Origin of the sequence: Vibrio mytili (assembly GCF_000830505.1) — a bacterium.
GTDB classification, from domain to species: domain Bacteria; phylum Pseudomonadota; class Gammaproteobacteria; order Enterobacterales; family Vibrionaceae; genus Vibrio; species Vibrio mytili.
On sequence record NZ_JXOK01000065.1, the window covers coordinates 59,323 to 80,560 of the forward strand.

Annotated in this window: 17 protein-coding genes and 2 pseudogenes; 8 read left to right on the forward strand and 11 right to left on the reverse strand. The window is 44.8% G+C overall.

Annotation, left to right across the window (positions count from 1 at the left end; all coding sequences use genetic code 11):
* Positions 1 to 2: 2 nt before the first annotated feature.
* Positions 3 to 695: a TIGR01621 family pseudouridine synthase gene (locus tag SU60_RS16940; RefSeq protein ID WP_041156565.1), complete on the reverse strand. Its 693-nt coding sequence runs from the start codon at positions 693 to 695 to the stop codon at positions 3 to 5.
* 79 nt (positions 696 to 774) lie between these two features.
* On the reverse strand, positions 775 to 2,205 hold the full coding sequence (locus tag SU60_RS16945; protein ID WP_041156566.1) for a sodium-dependent transporter: 1,431 nt from the start codon (positions 2,203 to 2,205) through the stop codon (positions 775 to 777).
* Between the two features lie 394 nt (positions 2,206 to 2,599).
* Between SU60_RS16945 and cls the strand changes: the two genes are divergently transcribed.
* Positions 2,600 to 4,054, forward strand: a complete 1,455-nt coding sequence (gene cls / locus SU60_RS16950; RefSeq protein WP_041156567.1) for a cardiolipin synthase — start codon at positions 2,600 to 2,602, stop codon at positions 4,052 to 4,054.
* A 413-nt stretch (positions 4,055 to 4,467) separates the two neighbouring features.
* Positions 4,468 to 5,673 (forward strand): cystathionine beta-lyase, encoded by a 1,206-nt coding sequence (locus SU60_RS16960; RefSeq protein ID WP_041156569.1) that lies wholly within the window; start codon positions 4,468 to 4,470, stop codon positions 5,671 to 5,673.
* Between the two features lie 43 nt (positions 5,674 to 5,716).
* On the opposite strand, the gene SU60_RS16965 is transcribed toward SU60_RS16960, so the two are convergent.
* The 7 genes and pseudogenes from SU60_RS16965 to pspA all read right to left on the reverse strand — a co-directional run bounded on the left by SU60_RS16965 (position 5,717) and on the right by pspA (position 13,116).
* Positions 5,717 to 6,283 carry a DNA-3-methyladenine glycosylase I gene (locus SU60_RS16965; protein WP_041156570.1) on the reverse strand — a complete coding sequence of 189 codons (567 nt, stop codon included), beginning with the start codon at positions 6,281 to 6,283 and terminating at the stop codon, positions 5,717 to 5,719.
* 116 nt (positions 6,284 to 6,399) lie between these two features.
* A pseudogene (vmeI, locus tag SU60_RS16970) lies at positions 6,400 to 9,500 on the reverse strand (efflux RND transporter permease subunit VmeI).
* Positions 9,497 to 10,582, reverse strand: coding sequence for an efflux RND transporter periplasmic adaptor subunit (locus SU60_RS16975; protein WP_041156571.1), 1,086 nt, complete (start codon positions 10,580 to 10,582; stop codon positions 9,497 to 9,499). Before SU60_RS16975 ends, vmeI begins: the two are co-directional and overlap by 4 nt.
* 1 nt (position 10,583) lies before the next feature.
* Positions 10,584 to 11,615: an efflux RND transporter periplasmic adaptor subunit gene (locus SU60_RS16980; protein WP_041156572.1), complete on the reverse strand. Its 1,032-nt coding sequence runs from the start codon at positions 11,613 to 11,615 to the stop codon at positions 10,584 to 10,586.
* A 199-nt stretch (positions 11,616 to 11,814) separates the two neighbouring features.
* Positions 11,815 to 12,204, reverse strand: coding sequence for an envelope stress response membrane protein PspC (pspC, locus tag SU60_RS16985; protein ID WP_041156573.1), 390 nt, complete (start codon positions 12,202 to 12,204; stop codon positions 11,815 to 11,817).
* Positions 12,197 to 12,430: an envelope stress response membrane protein PspB gene (gene pspB, locus SU60_RS16990; RefSeq protein ID WP_041156574.1), complete on the reverse strand. Its 234-nt coding sequence runs from the start codon at positions 12,428 to 12,430 to the stop codon at positions 12,197 to 12,199. The genes pspC and pspB overlap by 8 nt, the downstream gene beginning before the upstream one ends.
* A 14-nt stretch (positions 12,431 to 12,444) precedes the next feature.
* A complete protein-coding gene (gene pspA, locus SU60_RS16995) occupies positions 12,445 to 13,116 on the reverse strand; it encodes a phage shock protein PspA (RefSeq protein WP_041156575.1) in 672 nt (223 codons plus the stop codon).
* Positions 13,117 to 13,349: 233 nt separating this feature from the next.
* Between pspA and pspF the strand changes: the two genes are divergently transcribed.
* The 6 genes and pseudogenes from pspF to SU60_RS17025 all read left to right on the forward strand — a co-directional run bounded on the left by pspF (position 13,350) and on the right by SU60_RS17025 (position 19,728).
* Positions 13,350 to 14,351: a phage shock protein operon transcriptional activator gene (gene pspF / locus SU60_RS17000; protein WP_041156576.1), complete on the forward strand. Its 1,002-nt coding sequence runs from the start codon at positions 13,350 to 13,352 to the stop codon at positions 14,349 to 14,351.
* Positions 14,352 to 14,499: 148 nt separating this feature from the next.
* A pseudogene (sapA, locus tag SU60_RS17005) lies at positions 14,500 to 16,118 on the forward strand (ABC transporter substrate-binding protein SapA).
* On the forward strand, positions 16,118 to 17,080 hold the full coding sequence (locus SU60_RS17010) for an ABC transporter permease (RefSeq protein WP_041156577.1): 963 nt from the start codon (positions 16,118 to 16,120) through the stop codon (positions 17,078 to 17,080). Before sapA ends, SU60_RS17010 begins: the two are co-directional and overlap by 1 nt.
* Positions 17,067 to 17,954, forward strand: coding sequence for a putrescine export ABC transporter permease SapC (gene sapC / locus SU60_RS17015; RefSeq protein ID WP_041156578.1), 888 nt, complete (start codon positions 17,067 to 17,069; stop codon positions 17,952 to 17,954). Before SU60_RS17010 ends, sapC begins: the two co-directional genes overlap by 14 nt.
* Complete coding sequence (locus SU60_RS17020) at positions 17,954 to 18,949, forward strand: peptide ABC transporter ATP-binding protein (RefSeq protein WP_041156579.1); 996 nt, start codon at positions 17,954 to 17,956, stop codon at positions 18,947 to 18,949. Before sapC ends, SU60_RS17020 begins: the two co-directional genes overlap by 1 nt.
* The gene (locus SU60_RS17025; RefSeq protein ID WP_041156580.1) at positions 18,946 to 19,728 is read left to right on the forward strand and encodes a peptide ABC transporter ATP-binding protein; all 783 of its coding nucleotides are present in this window, start codon (positions 18,946 to 18,948) and stop codon (positions 19,726 to 19,728) included. The genes SU60_RS17020 and SU60_RS17025 overlap by 4 nt, the downstream gene beginning before the upstream one ends.
* A 106-nt stretch (positions 19,729 to 19,834) precedes the next feature.
* On the opposite strand, the gene SU60_RS17030 is transcribed toward SU60_RS17025, so the two are convergent.
* A complete protein-coding gene (locus tag SU60_RS17030) occupies positions 19,835 to 20,224 on the reverse strand; it encodes a DUF2750 domain-containing protein (protein ID WP_041156581.1) in 390 nt (129 codons plus the stop codon).
* A 73-nt stretch (positions 20,225 to 20,297) separates the two neighbouring features.
* Positions 20,298 to 21,203 carry a manganese-dependent inorganic pyrophosphatase gene (locus tag SU60_RS17035; protein WP_041156582.1) on the reverse strand — a complete coding sequence of 302 codons (906 nt, stop codon included), beginning with the start codon at positions 21,201 to 21,203 and terminating at the stop codon, positions 20,298 to 20,300.
* Between the last annotated feature and the right edge of the window lie 35 nt (positions 21,204 to 21,238).

A 21,238-nucleotide genomic window follows, 5' to 3' on the forward strand; every position in this document is an offset into this window, starting at 1 on the left:
TGTTATTTGATCGTAGGCCAATTTAGTTCCCAAGGGCTTAACCAAGACTCTATCCCCTGTGCGACTATGTCAGAATGCCATTTACTACCAAGCACTGCGAATTCTCGTGGATCGCAGACAAAACGGTATAACTCATCTTGATAGTGAAAGCTGAGTGAAAATGCATGCAAATAACCGCGATCAGCTTCACTGCCTGCGTTGTAAATGGGATCGCCAACAATACCGGACCCCACTGACTTTAATGCCACGCGGATTTGGTGCGTTTTACCCGTATGAGGTTTACATAAAAATAGACGCTCTCCCGGATCAGCGGCAAGGGAGAAAAACTGTGTGACCGCCGGATTGTGTTTACTGTTTATCAGCTTCCATGATGAACGGCGAGAACGCTCCATATCTCCTATCACCCAGCCTTGTTTCTTCTTTGGTTTTTTTGACCCAATCGCAAGATAGAATTTTTCCACTTGGCGCTCGGCAAAAGACTGCGATAACGCACTAGCGGCTTTGGCATTGCGTCCGAGGAGCAAAATACCCGATGTCATTTTGTCCAGTCGGTGTATCAGATAGAGTTGATCGTCACCACTTATCTGCGCCACTTGTTGCAGCAGCATGGTGTCACCATCATCTTTATGTACAGAGACATTAGGATGCTTGTTGATGATCAGAAAATCGGGATGGGTATGTAGGATATCGAACATAAAAATCTGGCTCCACGTTTGGAGCCAGAAGTATACATAAGTTGAGTGACAAAGCCATCTAGCCTTGTCTTAACTTCATCTATAGCTTTTTAGAGAAGATTCCCGCCAGACCGATAATCACAATACCAAGCACCATGATCTCGCCTTTTCCACTTTCAAAACCGGATTTAATACCCATGAAAGCAACAATCGCAATCGCAACAGGAATGACGAACTTAACCAAGTTGTACCATAAACCAAACAATGGAAAAGACACTTTGCCATCATTGGTCACTTCTTTTTCCAAATCTGCACGGCTTAAACGCCAACCTGCAAAGATACACAACAGCATACCACCTACAGCCATGAAGATTTTATCTGTTAGCAGGTCGAAGATATCAAATGCACCTGTACCAAATAGCGTTGGTCCCATGCCGCCCAATGACAGAGATGCGAACACACACAGTGTGACCATAACGGCACTAGCAGACAAAACCGCTGTTGAGCGCTTCATGCCCTTTTCATCAATCAAGTACGACACCACAACTTCAAGCAAAGAAACCGAAGACGTTAATGCCGCAGCTGTTAAACCAACGAAGAACATCAGAGCAAGCAAGAAACCAATCATACCGCCCATTTCAGCAAACAATTGTGGTACGACCACAAATACTAGACCCGGTCCAGCAGCAGGTTCCATACCAAAAGCAAACATTGCAGGGAACATAGCGATACCAGCCAGAATGGCGACACCCGTATCCATCGCCGTGATCATGCCTGTTGTTTGAATAATGTTTTCTTTCTTCTTCAGGTAAGATCCATAGGTGATCATACAGCCCATACCTAGACTCAATGAGAAGAAAGCCTGTCCGAGCGCAGCAAGGACAACACTGCTATCCACCTGAGAAAAATCAGGTGTGAAAAGGAACTCGAGACCTGCCATGGCTCCTGGCAACATCAAACCTTTAACAGAGACCACGATCAGAATGAGGAACAATAACGGCATAAGTATTTTGCCAGCTTTTTCGATACCGCCCGAAATCCCCTTCATGACAATGATCATATTCATCAATAAATAAAATCCCATCCAAATAAGAGGCTGGAATGGATCAGAGATAAAGTTACCAAAGCTATCTCCGATCGTCTCAGGCGTGCTCAGAAGACCGCCGCCAACTTTAAAGATATAAGCCAACGCCCAACCGCCTACGACAGGATAAAAGCCCATAATCAATAGACCACTCAATACGCCCATCACACCGGTAAAAGTCCAACGACGATCGGTAGATTTAAATGCACCAACGGCTGAAAGACCAGTTTTACGCCCAACGGCAAACTCTGTAAGCATGACGCTGAAGCCGATAAAAATGACGAATATTAGGTAGATAGCAACAAATGCGCCACCACCACTTTCCCCCGCAGTGTAAGGGAATTTCCATATGTTACCTAAACCAACAGCGGAACCCGCTGCTGCCATGACGAAGCCTAATTTAGACCCCCACGTATCACGTGATGCTGCTGTACTTGATGTCGCCACGCTCTTTTTCTCCAAAATGTAGTTTGTTGTGTATGCATTTAGTTTATTATTTTTACATAGAGATAAGCGTCGAAAAGGTTTGTGTACATTTAGTTGTACACTTATAGGATTTGTATTTGACGCACTATGTATAGGCAGTACACCAGTTCCACATTAAAATTGGAAGTCCCAAAAAGTATATTTGCCGTACAAAGCCAGCATTCCACACGTTAAATGCTGTTTTTTTGTTCACATAATGTAAATTGAACTTCATTTTTAGATCTATGTAACAGAATTGCCTGTTATGAAATTCATCCCTTATTTACCCTGTATTGTAATTTCTTTCGACCAAGCTATTTCCTCCAAGACCTTTTTATGCCTAATATCCTACTTGGGCAGATGAATCTGAGTGTATATGGACAAGTTTTACCAATTTCTTACCTTCGCCAGTATTGTGGTTTATTGGCTTTTAGTTGCAGGGGTGACCATCCGTGTTGTTCTAAAGCGTCGCGCTGTGAGTGTTTCGTTAGCTTGGCTGATGATCATTTATATTCTTCCAGTACTCGGTGTTGCCTGTTATTTCTTATTTGGAGAATTAAATCTTGGGAGGAAACGGGCCGAACGTGCAAAAGAGATGTTTTCTCCGTTTGAAAAGTGGTTTAGTCAACTTAATGACTGCCACGCGCATATGCCTGAAGTCATGGGCCGCCATATCTCCCGTATTGATGAACTGTGCAATAACCGATTGGGATTGCCTGCGCTGAGCGGTAATACGCTCGCTCTTCAAAATTCGCCCGACGAAATACTGCATTCAATTATTGAAGACATTCAAAATGCGCAGACCAGCATCAGGATGGTGTTCTACATTTGGCATCCAGGAGGCCTAGCAGACTCTGTGGCTTCGGCACTCATCCAAGCATCAAAACGTGGTGTCAACGTTAAACTTTTACTCGATTCGGCAGGTAGTCCGCGCTTTTTCCGAAGCCCATGGTATCAAATGATGCAAGATGCGGGCATTGAAGTCGTGCAAGCGTTGGAAGTGAATATGTGGCGTATCTTTTTACGGCGTTTGGACCTTCGCCAACACCGAAAGATCATCGTTATTGATGATGAAATCGCCTATACCGGATCCATGAACTTGGTCGATCCTGCGTACTTCAAACAAAACAGCGGGGTTGGACATTGGATAGATATCATGGTTCGTATTACTGGGCCAACCGTCAATGTTCTCAGTGCTATTCATTGTTGGGATTGGGAGGTAGAAACTGGTGAAAGGCAAATGCCAAGGCTCCCTGAAACCAAACTCGACCCGACGCAACCTCAACATCCAATACAAGTCGTTCCATCTGGCCCTGGCATGCCTGAGTATCTTATCTACCAGGTTTTGACTCTCGCTATTTATCAGGCCAATGAAAGTGTTAGGATTACAACCCCCTATTTTGTGCCTAATGCAGAACTATTAGAAACGTTAAAGATGACGGCCCAACGCGGTATTGATGTGGAACTGATCATTCCGCATAAAAATGACTCGCTCATGGTGCAGTGGGCATCTAGAGGCTTTTATGGTGAACTGCTTGCCGCAGGCGTCAAAATTTATGAATTTTATGGGGGTCTGTTGCATACTAAATCCGTCGTCATTGATGATCAATTCTGTTTAGTGGGCACCGTTAACATGGACATGCGAAGCTTGTGGCTCAATTTCGAAGTCACATTGGCTGTGGATGATGAAGAATTCACCAAACAAATGTCATGCTTGCAAGACAGCTATATTCAGCAGTCTCACCCAGTAAAACAAGAAGACTGGGAAAAACGTAGCCTCTACTCCCGTTTTCTCGAACGCGTGTTCTATCTCTTTAATCCACTGCTTTAACATGTGCCCCCAGCTGACTCTCGGGGGCAATAACTTGGTGTGGGTTTACAGACGCAGTACCGATTTGAAGTTAACTTTCCTTCCTCCCCAATCAACATCATTTGAGTTAAGTGGCTAACGTATATCAGTAATGGTATATGAGTAATAGCGCTAACAGATAACCAAATATTCTAGCTCTTTCAGCCCATACTGCTCTTTGCAGCATGGGCTGAGCACTTAGTCGCGATCGCCCAGTCTACAACGCTCAAACCGTTAGCAAAGACATCTGTCGAACTCTCAAGCATATCTGCTGAAACGCCGATATGCGTTTTAAGCTTAAGGATAAGCGGTGATATACGACTTTTCCCTTGCAAACCATGCATCGTCCATGTTTTATATAACGAAAATCGTTTTATTTCAGACAGGGAACATTTATGTCAGAGGGTAAGAAAACCAAGCTCATCACCGCAGGCCGTGATAAAAAGTGGACTAACGGAGTGGTAAACCCACCCGTTCAACGCGCATCTACCGTCGTATTCAATACTGTTGCAGAAAAAAATCAAGCAACGATAAATCGTACCAATAAAACACTGTTTTACGGACGACGTGGTACCAATACACACTTTGCTTTCCAAGATGCGATGGTTGAAATTGAAGGGGGTGCAGGATGTGCACTTTATCCATGTGGTACAGCAGCGATTTCTAACGCGATTCTGTCTTTTGTCGAGAGTGGTGATCATATTCTAATGGTCGACACTTGTTATGAACCGACACGTGACTTCTGTAATATCATCATGAAAAAAATGGGCGTAGAAACCACCTACTATGACCCAATGATTGGCGAAGGCATTCGCGATCTTATTCAACCGAATACCAAAGTACTGTTCCTTGAATCGCCGGGTTCAGTAACGATGGAAGTACAAGATGTACCGACACTGGCTCGTATTGCCCATGAGCACGATATCATCGTCATGTTGGATAACACGTGGGGAGCGGGTGTGAACTTTTCTCCGTTTGATCATGGCGTGGACATTTCCATTCAAGCCGCAACCAAATACATCGTGGGTCACTCCGACGTCATGCTGGGTACCGCGGTAGCTTCGGAGAAGTATTGGCCGCAATTGCGTGAGCAAAGCTATTTAATGGGTCAGTGCGTATCACCCGATGATGCTTACCTTGGGCTGCGCGGGATTCGGACTTTAGACGTGAGATTACGTCAGCATGCTGAAAGCAGCCTAAAAGTCGCCAATTGGCTAGCCGCTCGTCCAGAAGTTGCGGAAGTTCGTCACCCGGGTCTAGAGTCATGCCCTGGCCATGAGTTCTTTAAACGTGATTTTACCGGTGGTAATGGTTTATTTTCGTTTGTACTTAAAACTTCAAACCCGAAAGCGACAACCGCATTACTCGATGGCATGAAGCACTTCAGTATGGGTTACTCATGGGGCGGCTACGAGAGCTTAATTCTTGCTAATGAACCTAAGAGTTTTAATAGCTTACGTACCGTTGCACACCCTCATTTTGAAGGGACACTGGTACGCATTCATATCGGTTTAGAAGATGTCGAAGACTTAATTGCCGATCTAGAAGCTGGACTAGCACGCTATAACTCGGTCATATTCGAACAAGAAGTTTCCGCTTAATAGCTAAACAACAAGTTTGAAGCTGTAATCACACTTGTAGTGGTTACAGCTTTGTTTTTTTAGGGCACCCTACAATATGATCATCGACCATACCAACCGCTTGCATAAACGCATAGCAAATGGTTTCACCGACAAACTTAAAGCCTTTTTTCTTGAGAAACTTACTCATGGCTTTTGATTGTTCAGTAGAAGCTGGGACTTCACTCATATCCTGCCATTGATTAATGATCGGTTGATGGTCAACAAACTGCCATAGAGCGTCTGATAAACTCCCATATTCTTCGATCAACTGTTGCGCAGCTTTTGCGTTACCGAATACCGAGTTAATTTTCCCCCGATGTTTGACCACATCAAAGTTTTCAACGATGTACTCTGCGCGTTCTTCAGTTCGCTGCGCCAAAGCGTTTAAATCGTAGCGCTCGAATGCCTCTCGATAACCTTTGCGCTTTTTAAGTATGGTTATCCAACTTAACCCTGCCTGCGCGCCCTCTAACGTGATGAACTCAAACAAGGTGTTATCATCGTAAACGGGTTTGCCCCACTCTGCATCGTGATATTCACGCTCTAACGGGTGGTTCATCGCCCACGCACAACTCATATGTTCTGTCATAACTCATCCTTTAATAAGACGCCTCTCGCCGAAGCGAGAGGCGCAAAACTGTTTGAACCTACGTTATTCTACCGTATTACTGTTTATTACTTTATGCGGTGATTACTTTATCCGATCTATTTGGGCACGCTCACCTTATGAAAAAGACGATACAACACCGGAACCACTACCAAAGTTAGGATAGTAGCAAAACCCAAACCAAACATAATCGTCACTGCCATCGGTTTGAAGAAAATATCTGGTAGAAGTGGGACTAAGCCCAAAATGGTCGTAATCGCAGCCATACAAACAGGACGCACCCGGCTTACTGCTGCGTCAACCACAGCAAAATAGGGCTCTTTCCCTGACTTCATTTCGATCTCTATTTGATCAAGTAAAACAATACCATTTTTCAGAACCATCCCAGACAAACTTAAGAAGCCAAGTAACGCCATAAAGCCGAAAGGCGTATTCAGAGCCAACAGACCTGTCGTCACCCCAATCAGAGCCAGAGGAACAGTCAACCACACTATTAATGGCTCTTTCACTGAGTTAAACAGGAACACAGTGATGAGGAACATGAACAGGTAACCCATTGGCATCGTTGTAAACAGTGACGCTTGCGCATCCCCTGACGACTCGTACTCCCCACCCCATTCAATAGCGTAACCCGAGGGCATCTCTATTGCCTCGATTTGTGGTTGCAAGCGTTTTTGCAACGTTGATGCGGTTTCTTCTCCAAGAATGTCAGGGTCAGCCATCACCGTCAGAATACGTTTACGGTTTTTACGTACGATGATTGGGTCTTCCCAGCGCATGTCATAACCCATAGTAACTTGCTGAAGCGGGATGAATTCACTTTTCGCGGGACTCCAAATTTTCATCCCTTCGATATTCCGAATATCAATGCGCTCATCTTCAGGTAGACGTGCCACGATTGGCATCAAGGTTGTACCATCGCGATAAATACCAATCGTCCTGCCCGAGAAAGACATTGAGAGAAAATCATCCACATCCGATTTTGTAATACCATAGCGACGCGCTTGACTCTCGTTAAACTGTGGTTCGAGCACCTGAGTACGTTCGCGCCAATCATGACGAATGTTTGTTGCAGCAGGATCCGCGTACATAATATCCATGACTTGTGCGGCGAGACCACGCAGCACTGTAGGATCCGAGCCAATAAGGCGGGCTTCAATTTTCGCACCGCCGCCCGGTCCCAATTCAATCTGCTTGAGCTTATAGTTAATTTCTGGGTAATTCGCTTTTAGATGTTCACGAAACTTTTCCATCAACGGATCGAGTGCTTCGAAATTGTCCATGCGAGTAGTGATTTCCCCGTACGCTGCGTAACTCTTTTCCGGAGCGTAAGTCAGCATAAAGCGTTGTAAGCCTTTGCCTGCCGTCGTGGTAATGTGTTCTACATGCTCCTGTTCAGATAACCACTTTTCCAGGGCATTTAGTTTGTCATTGGTTGCACGAATGTCTGTACCTTCAGGTAGCCAAATATCCACTAAGAACATCGGAGTGGTCGAAGATGGAAAGAAAGACTGTTTAACGAAGGAGAACCCATAAACGCTTGCTGCGAGGCCAACAAGCAATACCACGACAGTGAACCACGCTCTACGCATACAGAATTCAAGAAATTTCTTATAAACCACAAAGACAATGCCATTATACGGGTCACTCTCCTCGCCTTCTTGCTGCTGAAGTTTTTGTCCTTTAAAGAAGATATCTGCAAAAAATGGCGTGAGCGATATTGCCGTAAACCAACTCAGCATCAGTGACACAAGCAATACGGTAAATAAAGTACCACAGTACTCACCGGTCGAGTCTTGTGATAACCCTATTGGCGCGAATGCGGTTACGGCGATAACGGTTGCTCCAAGTAACGGCCACTTCGTCTGCGTGACAATATCCGTTGCTGCTTGCAGCCGAGTTCGTCCTTTTTGGGTACCAATCAAAATCCCCTCAACGACAACAATGGCGTTATCCACCAGCATCCCTAACGCAATCACCAAAGCGCCTAGTGAGATTCGTTGTAAGTCGATCGCTAGATACTTCATAAAAATGAAGGTGCCTAAAACCGTGAGCAGAAGAATCAAGCCAATAAGTAAGCCTGAGCGCAATCCCATAAAGAACAGAAGAACGACGATAACGATACCTACTGCTTGTGCCAAACTGACGACAAACCCGCTAACTGACTTATCCACTTCTTTCGGCTGGCTGTAGATTTCTGATATTTCGACGCCCACCGGTTGTTGATACTTCAACTCCATCAAGCGACGGTCAAACGCTTTTCCTACTTCAACGACATTGACTCCTTGGGCGAACGATACCCCGACGTTTAATGCCAAACTGCCATTAAAGTTGACGATATTTGTCGGTACTTCGATATAACCACGCTTAATTTCTGCCACATCTTTAAGAAAAATAAGCCTTGTGCCCCAGATTCCGTAAGCAGTAAATCTCCCAGCTCTTTAACACTTTGGAACTGGCCCGTTGGTTGAATTCGGATATACTCCTCACCAATTCGGATTGCCCCGGCATCAGATACCGCATTTTGCGTAGATAAAAGACTAAACACCGTATTGGGCGAAAGACCGAGGCTACTTAACTTTTTCATCGAAATTTCAATAAAAACCTGTTCTTGTTGTTGGCCGGATACAGATACTTTGCTCACACCGTCCACCAGCTCGAGTTCTCGTCTTAGGTAATCCACATAGTCGAGTAATTCCTTGTAACTGTAACCATCCCCAGTCACCGCTAGCAAAATGCCGTACACATCGCCAAAATCGTCAATTACCTGAGGTTCGTTTACCCCAGGCGGCAACGAACCTTTTAAATCATTCACTTTACGACGTAGCTCATCCCAGATTTGTGGTAGATCATCCGGCCCATAATTGTTCTTCATCGTGACGGTAATTTGCGATAACCCACGGCTTGAAATTGAATTAACTTCGTCTACGTAAGTTAGTTGTTGAATTGCTTTTTCAAGTGGATAGGTGACCTCTTCTTCGACTTGTTGAGGAGTCGCGCCAGGGTATGAGGTAACGACCATGGCATCTTTGATTGTAAAGGCGGGATCTTCTAAACGACCAAGTCCAAAAAACGCAGAAACACCACCAATCAAAAAAATCAGCGACACCATCCAACTGATCACACGGTTTCGGATAAAATACGCAGCGATTCCGGTAACATCATCATCACTTTGAGGCGCTTTAATTTGCTGACTCATAACCCACTCTCCTGCTCGATAATGTCCACTTTCATTCCATCACGCAGTCTTGAAATCCCTGCGATAATTACTCTGTCATCGAGTGTCAAACCATCGAGGACTTGAATGGAGGTCTGGGATACCTTACCTGTGCGAATCTGCTTTCGTGAGACAGTACTATCTTCATTCAACACCCATACAAACTTGTTCTCACGATCTAACTCATCACCGTCTGCATTGAAAATCGCCTCTATTGGAAGGTTAATGCCAACGTTTAAATCCAATCCTACCTTTTCATCCTTGGACGTCACTTCTACCGCCATACCATCGAGGATGTATTCCTCTTTTGGCATTGGAAGTGAAAGTGTGACGGTAAAGGTACCAGTTCTAGGATCGGGCTCGGTGGTAAATTCTTTTATGGTTGCGGTGTATACATTGCCGCTTGGGACACGCACCAACGCTTGTATTGAAGTCAGCCTTTCTTCTGTTGGTGGCTGTTTTATATATAGGCGATCGGGTAATTGAATCAGAACTTCCACGCGTTCAAGGCTATGAATGTTCACAATGTGTTGACCAACTTGAACATTTTCAAATTGATCAATATTGACTCTTGAAATGATACCGTCAACAGGCGCGGTTAAAGTGGTAAAAGAGAGCCGCAGTTGCGCCAATTTAAGTTCAGCCAGTGCAATTTGACGTTGAGCAGCGATTTCATCAAATTTAGATTTAGCTAATAAGCCCTTATCAACCAAAGGGCGTGAACGGCGATATTGGCTGTCTATCACAGAATAGCGAGCGGTAGCGTTATCTATATCCAGTTGGTAATCCGTCGGATCTAACGTCGCAATCTTATCGCCTTTCTTCACTTTATCTCCCTCTTTCACTAAAACTCGACTGACCTCTCCGGCCACCCTAAAACTGAGGTGAGAACGGTCAGCAGCATTTGCGACCGCAGGGAAATACAGATTGTCATCAACCTTATTTCCTTTAAGCGACATCACTTTTACACGGGGGATATCTATGGTTTTATCTGCTGTCTTATTATCGCAGCCTACAAGCATCAATAATGAAGAAACGACGGCTATAAAGATGACATTTTTCATACTACAACCCCCTTTCCTTAATCCAGGCTCTAACTTTGGTACCTGGCTCCATGACATTCACGCCAGAGATAACAATTTGGTCACCATTATTAAGGCCCTGTAGAATTTGATTGTTTTTACTTACCTCGACAGCCGCCTTAACAACCTCGCCTTGATCATCGACCCTCCAAACGTAAGTTTGCCCATCTTGTTCAAAAAACGCAGAGTCCGGAATCGTTGTAGCATCCGAGTTACTAGACGTTGCAAGCACACTACCCGACATTCCGGGAAGAATGCCTAATCCTTCGGGTCTTTCCATTACCATGGTCACTTTATAGCTGCCCGTTTTAGGATCAGCTTCGGTATCGATTTCCTGAAACATTAAATCAAACATTTGCTCAGGCAAGGCATCGAATTGCATTTTGGCGGATACATTCCTACTGGGGAGATAACGATTAAGTAAGTGAGACGGAAGCTGAAAAATTACCTTCATCACTTGGTTAGTCTGAATGTTCATCACCCCTTCTTTTGCAGCAACGAATTCATGGTTTTCTGCAGGGATATAGGAAATAGTGCCATCATAGGGAGCAACAAGCTGGGTATACCTCAAGTTTGCTTTGGCTTGATCCCACTGCGCTTTCGCAGAGTTGTGATTGGCTTTTGCTTCATCAAAATCCTGTTCAGAAACAACTTGGTCTTTGCGAAGCTTTTTGTATCTTTGATATTGCACATCCGCGAGTCTAAAATTCGCTCTCGCTTGTTGCTCTAGAAGTGAGTATTCATCTGGGTTCAGTGTTGCCAGTACATCACCTTTATTGACAATTTGACCTTCACGAACCGCTATTGACTCAAGTAACCCGGGAACACGAAAGGCGAGTACCGCCTTATCTCCGGAGTCGGTGGTCGCAGGAAAGCTGCGTTCAAAATTCGCATTGCCAATAGAAACAGTGAATAGTTTGGCGGGACGAGATTCTGGTTCAGGGACGGGGGGCAGCTCTTTCCCACAACCAGACAAAATGATGACAACAACCACTGCCGCGCACAGCTTCCTCATTGAATTCACCTAATAATTATAAGGACTCTATTTAAAGTAGATGAACTATCAAGTAACTGCCATTAAGGGAGGGAATAGACTCTTTTATAATTAGTAAGTTGTAATAGAAAAAATGACGTCAAGATCGCAATAAAAAAGCAGGTTCAACACCTGCTTTGCAATAAACTACGATCATTAGGTTGAATGAATCATATCCCGCCTACAACTTACTAAACTCTCGGTTCACGCTAAACGTATCTGAGGTGACATACGCTTCGATATTACGAATTCGACCATCAATGCGATCGAAGTCACGTTCAAGCACACTCAAAAGTTGTTCGGGGCTTTGACCTTTCTGCCACGGCTTACTTTTTAACGTGTGTGCGTGCTGGGCTTCAATGTTTTCGGAATACGTCACTGGTGGTTTTTCCAACATAAAAGCCAACGCGACATAAGCGAGCAGGACCAAAAAAGTCCCTCCGAGTAATGCAGCCGAGATCACTATGATCCGAATTAACCACACTTCTACGCCGAAGTAGTTGGCAAAGCCAGCGCAGATGCCAGCAAGCTTACCGTTTATTGGGTCTCGAAACAGCTCTCTATTATTCATACTTGCGTCTCCATGTTGGTGACTCCGCATCTAAGATACGCTCTAACGTATCTACACGAGACTGCATCGCTTCGGCTTTTTCAGATAGCACCTGAAGTCGTTCTAAGTCTTGGCTCGACAGAGCACTATCCGTTTTGCGCTTGCTGCGATAGTGGAGAAAGAGCCATAGTGGAGCGACAAAGATTAGAAAGACAATCAATGGTCCTACGAAAAAAAATGTCGACATAAATGGCTCCTTTATTATTTATCTTGAGATGACATCTGTTCTTTCAGTTTTGCCAACTCTTTTTCAATGTCATCTTGCGCTTGAAGCTCTGCAAACTCCTGTTCTAATGACTTAGATTGGCCAGTGCTCGAATATAGATCAGCTTCCGCTTCCAATTCATCTACTTTGCGTGAGTACTGTTCGAACTTCGCCATCGCTTCGTTAGTGCGACTGGTATGAAGATGTTTTTGCACATCACGACGATTTGAGGCGGTTTGATTACGAATGGCTAGCGCTTGCTGTTTAGCACGAGTTTCTGCAATTTTGTTTTCCAGCTTACCGATTTCGCCAGTCAGTTTATTAATGGTTTCTTCAACTAACGTTTGTTCGGTGTGCAAACCTTTAATGACCTGCTCCAGCTTTTGCTTCTCGATTAACGCGGCGCGGGCTAGGTCTTCGCGCTCTTTCACCAATGCAAGGCTGGCTTTGTTACCCCATTCGTTAATCTGATCTTCTAACGCTTCTACTTTACGTGATAGCTCTTTTTTATCTGCAATCGCCTTCGCTGAGTTGGTACGTACTTCGACAAGCGTGTCTTCCATCTCTTGAATGATTAGACGGATCATTTTTTCAGGATCTTCCGCCTTGTCCAACAATGCGCTGATGTTTGAGTTAACGATATCTGCAAAACGAGAAAAAATACCCATGACGGAACTCCTCTTTTCTTCTATAAAATCCGACAAGGTAGTGATTTTCCTTGTCTCTCCCTACATGAGTAAACAAATAGTGTGCCAACTTTTAATATCCAATAAATTCAATAGTTTATGTATTTCATTGCTGTTATGCACCTTTATGCTATGATGTTTTTTACCAACTGTTGGTGAAATTTACCAATAGTGCTCAAAAATGATGGCAAAGCAGCTCAGGTAAGAAGGATCCTATGAAGCAAAACCTAATTGGTGAATCTCCCGCTTTTCTCGCAGTACTGGATAAAGTATCACAGCTCGCTCCGATTGAACGTCCTGTGCTGATCATTGGAGAGCGTGGTACTGGTAAAGAACTTATTGCACAACGATTACACTATTTATCAAAACGTTGGGATAAGCCACTTTTGTCCTTAAACTGTGCGACATTAAGTGAAGGATTGATCGACTCCGAGCTTTTTGGTCACGAGTCAGGCGCATTTACAGGCTCCAGAGGTCAACACAAAGGTCGATTCGAGCGAGCGGAAGGAGGAACCCTGTTTCTCGATGAACTGGCTACTGCGCCACTTCTCGTCCAAGAAAAACTTCTACGCGTTATTGAATATGGCGAGTACGAACGTGTTGGCGGACACACGGCGCTGAATGCGGATGTCCGTTTGGTTTGTGCAACCAATGCCGATTTGCCTCACCTCGCTGAACAAGGTGAGTTTAGAGCAGACTTACTGGATCGGCTTGCTTTTGATGTCATCATGCTCCCCCCGCTTCGTGAACGACAAGAAGACATCCTCTCTTTAGCTGAACATTACGCCATCAAAATGTGCCGAGAGCTGCAATTGGAATACTTCGTTGGTTTTTCCGCGGACGCTCAACAATCGCTATTAGAGTATGCTTGGCCCGGAAATGTACGCGAACTGAAAAACGTCATAGAACGAGCAATATACCAGCATGGCTCCAATGCCAATCCGATTGAGGCACTTGTTTTTAATCCTTTTGAAACGGGTTGGGCTAAGCCAAGTGACCACCTCCTAAAACAGGATGAGTCTGCTCAGGGTGCCAGCACTCAGATCTCACTTCCATTGGATTACAAACAGTGGCAAGAGGAACAAGACATCAACCTGCTCAATCAAGCATTAGAAGAAGCGAAGTTTAATCAACGCCAAGCAGCTGACTTACTGGGGCTGAGTTACCATCAATTACGAGGAATGGTGAGAAAGTATGGTTTGGTCGGACAAAGCTAACTGTCTCAATTCTAAGTACCCTATGTATCTAAGATTTTGTGTTTGGACCGAGTACACAAAAGTGTTAAATTAGCTGGATCACATTCGCTTGTAATCAGCATTTTAATTAATGACGGCGCAAGCTAAAACTCAATGAACATTTCATATTATGAATGCTTTTATAAGATTATCGCTGGGCCTTATTGGTATTAGCTTGCTAACCGCATGTGGCGACCCAATTGACCACACTGCTATTCGAAAAACAGGTTTTGTGTTTTGCGGACAAGGTAAGCCAACAACTTTTAACCCACAGCTGATTGACAGTGGTATTACTGCAGAAGCGCTCAGTCCTCAAATTTATGACACGCTGCTTACGCTCGATCCAGAAACACATAAACCTGTTGCCAGTATTGCGGAAGATTGGTCTGTCAATGACGCTGGTACTGCGTATACATTCCATCTGAAACGTGGTGTTGAGTTTCAAACCACAAAGTGGTTTACCCCAACAAGACCGCTAACGGCAGAGGACGTGGTATTCAGCTTTAAGCGGATTGTTGATCCTGAGCACCCTTTTCACCAAGTTGGCGGTGGTTTGTATCCCTGGTTTGCAGGGCTTGATTTTGAAAGCCTACTCAAAGATGTTGTTGCTGTAGACGACCATACTGTTGTGTTTACCCTGTCTAAACCAAATTTTGCCTTCCTGTCTAATATCGCAACCAGTCATGCGGTTTTGTTATCTGCAGAATACGCGCAACAACTCGCGGCAAAAGACCATAAAGAGCAGATTGACCAACTTCCCGTAGCACAGGCCCATTTCAACTAAAAGAATATCAAATCAATGATTTAATCCGTTTGGAACGTCACCCTGATTACTGGAAGACCCCAGCTAAAATGGAACAAGTGGTGTTTGATATATCACACCGGGGAACTGGCACGTTGGCAAAACTGCTTAGGAATGAATGTGATGTTCTGTCGTCACCTATTTCGAGCCAAGTTCCCGTCATTCAAGATCAGTCAAACCTTGAACTGACAGCAACGCCTGCAAATAACGTTTCATTCATTGCAATTAATACTGGTAACCCGGCACTGAGTGATCCACGTGTACGCCAAGCGCTTAACCTTGCTATTAATCGTCAAAATATCTTAGAGTCGGTGTACTACGGTACGGGGTCACAAGCTTATACCCTGCTTCCACCTACCTCTTGGGCACACCAAAAAGACAGCATTAAAATCCGTTACGATCGCAACTATGCACTCGCTTTGTTGCGCGAAGCAGGCTTTGGAGATGGTTTAAAATTATCGATGTGGGTACCTCTTGAACCTCGTGCGTTTAATCCAAGCCCTCGTAAAACCGCGGAGCTTATCCAAGCTAACTTCGCTGATATCGGTATAGACTTAACCATATTAACTGACGACCGATTCGAACGGGTGGATTTAGACAGCATTAACAACGTAGATCTCTTACTGACGGGCTGGATCGGAGATACAGGGGATCCTGATAACTTTTTCCGTCCACTGTTGTCGTGCGAATCCGACCGTGTCGGCTTAAATGTGGCGATGTGGTGTAACGATGACTTCGACTTTTTATTGGATCTCGCCTTAGAGACACAGGAAATTCGCTACCGTTTGAACCTTTATCGCCAAGTACAGAACATATTAAACGAGGAGTACCCCGTTATCCCTCTTGCTCACGGTGTGCAGTTCCGAGTTCATAATAAATCGTTGACTGGCTTCAAGTTGAGCCCATTTAATGCCCAGCCATTCGATAACGTTGAGAGGGTTAACTGATGTTTTGGTATACCATTCGTAGATTCAATCTGTTTATCATAACCTTGATGATTCTTACCATCGTCGGCTTTTCATTGCTGCGACTCGATCCTGATTCTCATTGGGCCAACGTCGGGTTCTGGTCTGGTTGGCAAAGTTACTTAGTTAACCTGTCACAACTCGATTTTGGTGTGAGTAAAAATGGCAACGCCATCTATAACGAACTAAAAATTGTGTTCCCAGCCACCTTAGAACTGTGTTTTTTCGCCTTTTTAGTTTCGCTGTTGATCGGGATTCCTCTTGGTACAATTGCGGGGATGAAACAAGGTAAATGGGTCGATACCGGTATCTCGTTTTTGTCGATGTCTGGTTATTCTGCGCCTATTTTTTGGGTCGCACTGCTTTTAATTATGGTATTTTCACTCGAATACCACCTATTCCCAGTAGCAGGAAGGTATGACTTATTGTATGAAATCGACCATATAACAGGTTTCGCTACCATTGATGCATTCATGGCGAAGGGGGAATATCGTGCTCATGCATTGCAGAGTGTCATTGAACATATGGTACTGCCATGTATGGTGTTGGCGTTGGCACCGACCACACAAGTTATTGGCTTAATGCGTTCTTCCGTTTCTGACGTGATGAGCCAAAACTATATCCGTGCGGCAAGAATCAAAGGCCTGTCCACACGAGAAATCGTCACGCAACACGTGTTGCGTAACGCGATACCACCAATCGTACCAAAAGTAGGCGTGCAGTTATCCACGATGATCACTTTGGCGATTATTACAGAATCGATCTTCAACTGGCCAGGTATTGGTCGTTGGTTGCTTGATGCACTCGCAAGCCAGGATTATGCATCTATTCAGGCAGGTGTAATGGTCATTGCGACGCTGGTTTTGACGGCTAATATCTTATCGGATCTGATCGGCGCTACGATTAACCCTCTGGTTAGAAAGGAATGGTATGCTAACAAATAACGTTTATCAGGAAGAGCACATTCCAACGCAATTTGAGCGTTTTTGGCGAAGCTACCGTGCCAATGGGTTGGCAATGTTTGGCTTATGGTGCCTTGTCTTTATTCTTTTGATCACCATCTTTGCCGCGTGGATCAGCCCTTTCGACCCACAAGCGCAATCGGGTGAATTGCTGGTTCCACCATCATGGTCTCCAGCAGGTACCGTGGATTATTTCTTAGGTACAGACGACCTCGGCCGCGATATTCTGTCTCGCTTGATTATAGGGTCACAACTGACTTTTGGCTCCGCCATCATAATTACGCTTATCGCGACATTTGTTGGTTGTCTCATTGGGATCCTAGCGGGGATGACCAAAGGTTTGCTATCCAGTACGTTGAATCACCTTCTGGATACGGTCATGTCTATTCCGTCGCTCTTGTTGGCGATCATTTTCGTGGCATTTCTTGGCTTTGGTGGGTTCAATATTATGCTTGCCATATGTTTGGCCCTGATACCACGCTTTATCCGCTCGGTCTATATCGCGGTACATGCCGAAGTTGAAAAAGACTATATTATTGCCGCCCGCTTAGATGGTGCGAAGAACTTCTACTTACTGTGGTATTCCATTCTGCCTAATATCCTGCCAGTTATCGCGGCGGAGATTACCCTCGCCCTCTCAACTGCCGTTTTAGATATTACCGCACTGGGTTTCCTTGGGCTTGGCGCACAAGCTCCGAGTACAGAATGGGGCGCAATCCTTGGGGACTCGGTCGAATTGATTTACATTGCCCCTTGGACAGTGACCTTACCAGGTTTAACTATCATGTTTACCGTTGTGACTCTAAACTTAGTAGGTGAAGGTGTGCGGCGAGCGCTAAATGCGGGGACTGAATAATGCCGTTACTTGATATTCGACATTTGACCATTGAAATAGAAACGCCTCAAGGCATGGTTAAAGCGGTTGATCGAATGAGCCTAACCTTAAACGAAGGCGAAATTCGTGGCTTGGTAGGCGAGTCTGGCTCTGGAAAAAGTTTGGTAGCTAAAGCCATTGTCGGGGTGAATAAAGACACCTGGCGAATTACAGCCGACAGGATGCGGTTGGGTAATATCGATTTGCTGCAATTAACGCCAAAAGAAAGGCGTCGTGTTATTGCGCGTGATATTGCGATGATTTTCCAAGAGCCGTCTACCTGCTTAGATCCTTCAGAGGAAGTGGGCAGACAACTTATTGAATCCATCCCATCACGCTCTTTTGATGGCAAGTGGTGGCAACGCTTTAAATGGCGTCGAAAACAAGCAATTGCCCTACTTCATAAAGTAGGCATTAAAGACCATAAACGTTTGATGGGAAGTTACCCTTACGAACTGACCGACGGTGAATGTCAAAAAGTCATGATCGCGATGGCCATTGCAACCAAGCCAAAACTGTTGATTGCAGATGAGCCTACAAATGATCTCGATCCTATCACTCAGTCGCAGATATTGCGCTTATTGAGCCGAATGAATCAAGTCAATAACACCACGATTTTGCTTATCGGTCATGATTTAACCACTATTACCCAGTGGGCTGGTCGTATAACGGTAATGTATTGCGGTCAATCTGTTGAGTCAGCTATGACGAAAAAGATCATTAATGCGCCGAAACATCCTTATACAGACGCTCTGCTTAAAGCCATGCCAGATTTTAATGATTGGGTGCCCCACAAACAGAAACTGCCATCTTTGCCAGGCTCCATCCCTCCATTGCAACACTTGCCTATCGGCTGTCGTTTAGGACCAAGATGTCCGTATGCGCAAAGACAATGTGTAGAAATACCGCCGACACGGCGAATTAAGAACCATAAGTTTAACTGCCACTTTCCACTTAATATGGAGAAGAAGTCATGAGTGCGTTACTTGAAGTTGATAACTTGTCAAAGCAGTTCGTCACGCGCTCAAAACTGTTTAGACGTCAAGTAAACCAAGCAGTCAAGCCCGTAAGCTTTACCTTGGAACCAGGGCAAACCATTGGTTTTATTGGTCAAAATGGGTCTGGCAAATCGACACTAGCTCGTATGCTTGCTGGTGTGGTTAAACCAAGTTCAGGCGAAATTCGTGTCAATGGCGAACCGCTAGAACACAAAGACTACGCAACACGCTGTAAGCTGATTCGTATGATTTTCCAAGATCCGAACACCTCTCTTAACCCACGCATTCAGATTGGCCGAATCTTGGACGGTCCTTTAAGACGAAATACCAATATGCCGCCTGAAGCTCGTATACAGCGCGTAAAAAACACCTTACTGCGCGTTGGTTTGTTGCCTGAGCATGCCTATTTTTATCCGCAAATGCTTGCGACTGGCCAGAAACAGCGGGTCTGCTTAGCGCGTGCTCTTATCCTACAGCCTTCTATCATTGTGGCAGATGAAGCACTAAGCGGACTGGATATGGCAATGCGTTCTCAGATCTTGAACCTTTTCTTGGAACTCCAGGAAGAGATGGGACTTTCGTTTGTTTATGTATCTCAGCACATTGGTGTCGTGAAGCACATTACTGATAAAGTCATGGTAATGCATGAGGGAGAAGTGGTTGAGTCCGGCGAAACTAACAAAGTATTGACCAATCCAGAGCATATCATTACTCAGCGTTTAGTTGAAAGTCACTTCTATAAAGCGCCAAACCACTGATACCAAAAAAGCCTGCAAGATTGCATTGCAGGCTTATTAATTTAAATCAAAAAGTTATCGAACATTTTAACCAGCTATAATGACCCGTTATTTACTACGACTGGTATTACCTACGCCCTGCACTTTTGCGCAGTTCAAAGTCAAACTCATCCGGAAATAGAACAACACCTTCCTCGTTCTGGTTTGGGAACACCACAACCGATAGCTCGTCATCTTCTAGCCCCGCAGTCCAGCGACTGTGCCACTTATTAAGAGAAATGGCTTCAGGCTCGCACTGCTCCCACTCACCTGTCGCCCATTGCTGTGCAAATTCTTGATTTGGCCACACCGGAACACAATCGTCTTCTTCAGTATTCAACATGACGCAACCATGTTCATCTTTTAGGATCCAAACTTTTCGATTCGTCACGATCTCTTTTATACAGTATTTTAATCGTTGTTCTTCATTGTAACGATTGATCGTATCCATCTGCTCTTGGGTTAGTGCCTCGGACATGTTTGCCTCCTGTCTAAGCATAGAAAAATGCCCGCAATTAAGCGGGCATTAAAAGTATATGGCAATAGTAAAATTACGCTAATTCAGCTTGAAGCCAAGGCCAACCTTGCTTCTTACGGCTTAGCGTGTTTTCCATCATGAGCATGCCGTCTTTCTCGTGCTTAACAAGCTTCTCTGCCCACTCACCTTTGTAAAGCAGACGAGTTTGTGCCGTCGTGATGTCTGTTAACATTACAGCCGCAAATGCTAATGAGTCGTTTGCACAACGCGCTTCTAGGTCCGCTTCTAGTGCTTCGATCATACCATCAACTTGCTCTAATGTTGCAAGCTCAACCTGACCTACTACTACGTCACGACCGTTGAATGGGTAACCTTTAAGGTCTTTTTCAACAAGCTCAGCCGCAGATAGACCTTCGATGTTTGTCTTAGCAATCAGAAGATCTTTAGTAAATGCGTCAACATCTTGTACGTCTGCGATGACCGCTAGCTCAGCTACGGCATCTTTGTCTTTTTGTGTACAAGTTGGAGAAGCAAAACCTACTGTGTCAGATAGAATTGCAGACATCATTAGCTTAGCGATTTGTGGAGTGATCGCATGACCTTCAATCTGGAACATGTTGAATAGAACCGTGTTCGTACAACCCACTGGCCAAATCCATGCTTCCATTGGGTTTACTGTCATCACATCACCTAAACGGTGGTGGTCAACAATACCCGCGACTTCTGCTTCAGCGATGTCATCAGGTGCTTGCGCTAGATCTGAGTAATCAACCAACCAAACGGTTTCACCTGCGACTGAGGTGCGTAATTCCGGCACTTCTGCACCCGCCACTTCTAAGATGTGCTGAGTTTCACGGTTAATTTCGCCCTGACGAATTGGCATCGCTTCAACGCCACGCGCTTTAAGAAGTTCAGTTGCAACGAGTGCACTACAAATACTGTCACTGTCTGGGTTCTTATGACCTACAACTAGAATCATGTCTCTTCCTATCCAAGTCAATTTTATACGCTGCC

Bases quoted from the DNA above. Each gene is read 5' to 3' on its own strand.
- SU60_RS16940 (WP_041156565.1), bottom strand. From the start codon at position 695: ATGTTCGATATCCTACATACCCATCCCGATTTTCTGATCATCAACAAG.
- cls (WP_041156567.1), top strand. From the start codon at position 2,600: ATGGACAAGTTTTACCAATTTCTTACCTTCGCCAGTATTGTGGTTTAT.
- SU60_RS16960 (WP_041156569.1), top strand. From the start codon at position 4,468: ATGTCAGAGGGTAAGAAAACCAAGCTCATCACCGCAGGCCGTGATAAA.
- SU60_RS16965 (WP_041156570.1), bottom strand. From the start codon at position 6,283: ATGACAGAACATATGAGTTGTGCGTGGGCGATGAACCACCCGTTAGAG.
- SU60_RS16975 (WP_041156571.1), bottom strand. From the start codon at position 10,582: ATGAAAAATGTCATCTTTATAGCCGTCGTTTCTTCATTATTGATGCTT.
- SU60_RS16980 (WP_041156572.1), bottom strand. From the start codon at position 11,615: ATGAGGAAGCTGTGCGCGGCAGTGGTTGTTGTCATCATTTTGTCTGGT.
- pspC (WP_041156573.1), bottom strand. From the start codon at position 12,204: ATGAATAATAGAGAGCTGTTTCGAGACCCAATAAACGGTAAGCTTGCT.
- pspB (WP_041156574.1), bottom strand. From the start codon at position 12,430: ATGTCGACATTTTTTTTCGTAGGACCATTGATTGTCTTTCTAATCTTT.
- pspA (WP_041156575.1), bottom strand. From the start codon at position 13,116: ATGGGTATTTTTTCTCGTTTTGCAGATATCGTTAACTCAAACATCAGC.
- pspF (WP_041156576.1), top strand. From the start codon at position 13,350: ATGAAGCAAAACCTAATTGGTGAATCTCCCGCTTTTCTCGCAGTACTG.
- SU60_RS17010 (WP_041156577.1), top strand. From the start codon at position 16,118: ATGTTTTGGTATACCATTCGTAGATTCAATCTGTTTATCATAACCTTG.
- sapC (WP_041156578.1), top strand. From the start codon at position 17,067: ATGCTAACAAATAACGTTTATCAGGAAGAGCACATTCCAACGCAATTT.
- SU60_RS17020 (WP_041156579.1), top strand. From the start codon at position 17,954: ATGCCGTTACTTGATATTCGACATTTGACCATTGAAATAGAAACGCCT.
- SU60_RS17025 (WP_041156580.1), top strand. From the start codon at position 18,946: ATGAGTGCGTTACTTGAAGTTGATAACTTGTCAAAGCAGTTCGTCACG.
- SU60_RS17030 (WP_041156581.1), bottom strand. From the start codon at position 20,224: ATGTCCGAGGCACTAACCCAAGAGCAGATGGATACGATCAATCGTTAC.
- SU60_RS17035 (WP_041156582.1), bottom strand. From the start codon at position 21,203: ATGATTCTAGTTGTAGGTCATAAGAACCCAGACAGTGACAGTATTTGT.